Raw genomic sequence first — 4,682 nt, forward strand, 5'->3', positions numbered from 1 at the left:
GCGCCCGCTCACCGCGCCGCGCCCCCGCACCGCGCCGCGCACCGGGCCCGCCCCTCATCCGGCGGCCGACGCCTCCCGCAGCAGGGCGGTGATCCGCTCCAGACCGGCCCGGCGGCTCAGCCGCCGCTCGACGTACTCGCGCCCCCGCGCGCCCAGTTCGGCGCACCGCCCGGGATCTCCGGCCAGCCGGCGGACCGCGTCCAGCAGCGCATCCGGGTCCTCCGGCGGCACCACCACCCCGGCGCCGGAGCGCTCCACCTCCCGCGCGGTGCCGCTGCCGGCCGCGACGGAGGCGACCACCGGGCGTCCGGCCGCGAAGTACGAGGTCAGCTTGGACGGCAGGCTCATGTCCAGCACCGACGCCCGCTGGGTGACGGCCAGTACGTCCGCCGCGGCCAGGATCTCGGGGAACTCCTCCGCGTCCGCGGGCGGGAGGAAGTCCAGCGACTCCACCCCCCGGGCCGTCTCCCGCAGATGCCCGCGCCGGTGCCCCTCGCCCATCAGCACCACCCGCACCGTGCCGCCCGAGCCCGGGCCCTGGCCGCCGTCCCGGCCGGCCAGGCGGGCGGTCTCCACCAGCACCTCCAGCCCCTGCTTGAGGCCCATGTTCCCCGAGTGCAGCACCACGGTGGCGTCCTCGGGCCAGCCCAGCCGGGCCCGGGTCCGCGCGCGGTCGCCGCCGGGGGCGCGCACATGCGTCCAGTTGGGCACCACCCGCACCCGCTCGCGCGGCACGCCCATGGCCGTCATCCGGTCGGCGAACGACTCGTGCACCACCCCCACCAGCGCCGCCGAGCGCAGCACCCGGCCCTCCACACCACCGGCGAGCGAGGCGACCCGGCCGCCGCCGCTCATCCCGCTCTGCCCGGCCGCCGCGCCCATCAGGTCCTGGACGACCACCGCGTGCGGCACCCCGGCGCGCCGGGCGATCCGGGCGCCGAGCACACCGCCGGCCAGGCTGGGCATCTGGGAGAGCACCACGTCCGGGCGGACGCGCGGCGGCGCCGCGATGCCGTGCGCCAGGACACTGGCCTCGAACAGCCCCCGCCGCAGGGCCGTCTGACGCCGCGGCACGGTGTGCCGGCGGCGGTGGACGGTGACGCCCTCGCGCACCTCGCGCACCCGCCATCTGCCGCGGTACCCCTCGTGCACACGCCACGCCGGGTAGTGCGGCATCCCGGCGAGCACATGGGTGTCGGCGCCCAGCGCGGCCAGGTGCTCGGCGATCTGCGCCGAGTACGGTCCGATGCCCGCGTGCTCCGGCGCGTAGTTGGTCGAGACCACGAGCACACAGCGGTCCGTGAACGAGTCCAGCACAGCCGTTCCCCCTTCGAAGACGCGGTCATCGTAGGGGCGTACGGCCTCGTCCACAGCCAGTTCACGACAAAAGCCGGGAAACACGGGAAACCGGAGAAAACCGAGTCCGGCCGAACGCGTCACGAGCCCGGCCGAGCACACGACCCCGCCCGTACCGCCCCGGAACGGGGCCGGCGCGCCGCGGGAGGAGGAGAGCGGGTCATGCCCGTGAGGGAACCGTCCCCGGCGGTGGAGCGGGCCGAGCCGCGCAGCGTCCCCGCGCTGTGCCTGTGCACCGTCCTGCTCGTCCTGCTGCTGCCCGCACTGGTGCTGTACGGGCAGGACGTCCGCACCGGCGCCGCGTTCGCGGTGCAGTGCGTGGTGGTGGCCCACACCGGGGGAGCACTGGCACGGGTGCTGACCGACCCCCTGATACGGGTGGTCGGCTTCGGCTTCTGGCTCTTCTGCTACGTCTGGCTGGGCCTGGCGCCGCTGGCCATGCTGGCGACCGACTCCTACCCGTGGGGCTTCGCCGTCGACGCCGGCACCGCCTTCGCCTCGGCGGTCCTGACGGAGACCGGACTGCTCGCCTACAGCGCCGGATCGGCGCTGGCGGGACGGCGGGCACCCCGCACCCGCCCCGTGCTCGAACCACTGCTCACCCGCCGGATCACCCCCCTGCGCACCCTGCTGCTGTGCGGAGCGGCCCTGGCGCTGGCGGCCGTGCTGGTGCCCGCCCAGGGCGGCCCGGCGGCGTTCTTCCAGAGCCGCCAGGCCGTCAACGAGGCCGCCGCGCAGGGGGATCCGGGCGGGGCCGCGGACCAGGCCCTGGCCGCCTGGAGCCTGTCGGTCCCGGCCTTCTGGGCCCTTCTCGCGCTGCTGTACGTGCCCCGCACACCCGGCGGCGACCGCACCCTGCGCGGAGTGCGGTGGATCCTGCTGCCCGTGCTGGCCGCGGTGAACGCCGTGGTGAACAACCCCGTCAGCCAGCCGCGCTTCTGGGCCGGGACGGTGCTGCTGACACTCGTCTTCGCCGCCCCCGCGCTGCGCCGGCCGCGCGCCTTCCGGGCGGGGGCGGCGGCCGTCACCGCCGCGGTGCTCCTGGTGTTCCCCTACAGCGACTACTTCCGCCACGACAAGCGCGAACCGGTCGAGGTCGTCGCGCTCGCCGAGCAGTTCACCTCCAACGGCGACTACGACGCCTTCCAGCAGATCGCCACCGGCGTCGACCACGTACGCGAGAACGGCCACGAGATCCGGGACGCGCTCGGGCCGCCGCTGTTCTTCGTGCCGCGCGCCGTCTGGCCCGGCAAGCCCGACGACGCGGGCGTCGCCCTGGCCCGGCACGCCGGCTACTCCTTCGAGAACCTCTCCGCGCCGCTGTGGATCGAGAGCTACATGTGGGCCGGCTTCCCCGGAGTGGTCGCGGTCTTCGCCCTGTTCGGGGCCGCGGGACGGCGGATCGACGGCGTACGGCACAGGCTGCGGGAACACGGCGGTACGCTCGCGGCCCTGGCCGTGACCGCGTTCGGCTTCTACCAGATCATCCTGCTGCGCGGCAGTCTGCTGTTCGTGATGGGACCGCTCACCCTGCTGCTCCTGGTGCCCGTGCTGATCACCGGAAGACCGGGCCGGACGGCGCCCGAACCGCGTCCCGAACCGCGTCCCGAACCCTGCCCCGAGCCGCCCGCGGGCGCGGGACCGGACACCTGCCCCGCGCCCGCGGGTGCCGCGTCCCGCACCGCCGTCTCGACCACCTCCACAGGAGAAGCACGCACGTGAGCGCCTACGACCCGTCCTCGCGGGAGCCCGACCAGCTCCGCGACCAGCTGCGCCGGCTCTTCCGCCACCGCGCCCTCATCGCCTCCGGCCTGCTGCTGGGCGCCGCCTGCGGCGGGGCCGTGTCCGCCGCGGGCGGCGCGGACTACACCGCCACCGGCGAGGTCGTCGTACAGGCCATCAGCACCGCGCCGTTCGAGGCCGGCGGGGTCTCGGCCGACAAGCAGATCAGCATGGGCACCGAGCGGCAGATCGCGCGCAGCGCCGCGGTGGCCGGGCGCGCCGCCGGGGAACTGGGCGGGGGAGCCGACCCGGCGCAGCTCCAGCGCGGCCTGCGGGTGAGCAATCCTCCCGACACGCAGATCCTGGAGTTCGAGTACACGGCCGGCTCGCCGCGGGAGGCCGCCGAACGCGTCAACGCCTTCGTACGCGCCTATCTGGACCACCGCGAGGCCGCCGTCGTCCGGCGCATCGACAACACCGTCGCCGAGCTCAACGAGGAGCTCGAACCCCTGGTGGAGCAGCGCGAGGAGCTGGACGAGAAGATCGCCGGAGCGTCCACCGAGTCGGCCCGGCAGACCGCCGAGTCCGAACGCGCGAACCTCACCGCCCGCATAGCCGACCTCCAGGGGCGTGTCACCGGACTGAAGACCCTGGACACCTCGCCCGGTGACGTGGTGCGCCGGGGCGAGGCGCCCGAGGCGCCCTCCGGCCCCGGCACCGGGGTGCTCGTACCGGTCGGAGCGATCGCCGGCCTGGCCGGCGGACTGCTCGCCGCCTGGATCCGCTCCCTGCTGGACCCGAGGGCGCGTTCGGCCGGCGAGGTGCGCGCCGCCCTGCGCGCGCCCGTGTTCGGCACCCTGCCGCGGCGGCGCGGCGGAGCGGGGATCCTGGAGGTCGGCCCGTCCCTCGGCGGGGAGCGGGCCGAGGAGTTCCGCACGATCGCCCTGCGCGCGCTGCGCCACCCGCGTCTGGCGGAGCCCGGCGGCCTGCTGGTCGTGTCCGCCCGGGAACACCCCGGGACCCTGCCCGCCGCGGTCAACCTCGCCGCGGCCCTGGCCGAGACCGGCCGCGACGTGCTGCTGGTCGAGGCAGACCCGCGTACACCGCGCCTGGCCGGGGAGCTCCCCGTGCGCGGCGCCGTCCGCGAACCCGTGCCGGGCCGCTGGCCGGACGGCGCGCGGACCACCGTGGACGCCGGCACCGCCGGGTACCTGGAACTCGTCCCCGGGTGCCGGGTGCCCGACGCCGCGCGTGCGCTCAACTCACCGGGTTTCACCGGGCTGCTGGCCGGAGCCGCCGAGCGGGGCGAGTACGTCGTGGCCGTCACCGCACCGCTGCTGTCCCACGCGGACGGCACGGCCGTCGCCGGACTGGCGCGCGGGGTGCTGGTGGTCTGCGATCCGGACACCACCCTCAGGGAAGACCTGGACCGGGTGCGGGACCTGGTCACCTCCGTCGGCGGGCACGTCCTGGGCGCGGTGCTGTACGAAGGCGGCCGCAGGCGCCGCCGCGGCTCCCCCGCCGCCGTGCCCGCCGAGCCCACCGCGTCCGACGGGGCGGGCGGGGCGGGGGTCGTTCATGGGGACAGTCTCCCAGCCCGGCCC

The 4,682-nt window shown here is 76.1% G+C and carries 3 protein-coding genes; 2 read left to right on the forward strand and 1 reads right to left on the reverse strand.

Translation table 11 applies throughout. The annotated features are described in order from the left end of the window. Nucleotides 1-54: 54 nt before the first annotated feature. Nucleotides 55-1,317, reverse strand: a complete 1,263-nt coding sequence (locus ACLIYP_RS29205) for a glycosyltransferase (protein ID WP_412716091.1) — start codon at nt 1,315-1,317, stop codon at nt 55-57. Between the two features lie 201 nt (nt 1,318-1,518). Between ACLIYP_RS29205 and ACLIYP_RS29210 the strand changes: the two genes are divergently transcribed. Both ACLIYP_RS29210 and ACLIYP_RS29215 read left to right on the forward strand, forming a co-directional pair. Continuing rightward, nucleotides 1,519-3,078 (forward strand): hypothetical protein, encoded by a 1,560-nt coding sequence (locus ACLIYP_RS29210; RefSeq protein ID WP_412716092.1) that lies wholly within the window; start codon nt 1,519-1,521, stop codon nt 3,076-3,078. Further along, nucleotides 3,075-4,682, forward strand: a 1,608-nt coding sequence (locus tag ACLIYP_RS29215; protein WP_412716093.1) for a lipopolysaccharide biosynthesis protein, incomplete at its 3' end; no start/stop codon positions are given. The genes ACLIYP_RS29210 and ACLIYP_RS29215, both read left to right, overlap by 4 nt.

It is taken from the genome of Streptomyces nanhaiensis, from assembly GCF_046614825.1.
Taxonomy (GTDB): Bacteria; Actinomycetota; Actinomycetes; order Streptomycetales; family Streptomycetaceae; genus Streptomyces; species Streptomyces radiopugnans.

Coding starts and splice junctions, on each gene's coding strand:
- ACLIYP_RS29210 (WP_412716092.1), top strand. CDS start 1,519: ATGCCCGTGAGGGAACCGTCCCCGGCGGTGGAGCGGGCCGAGCCGCGC.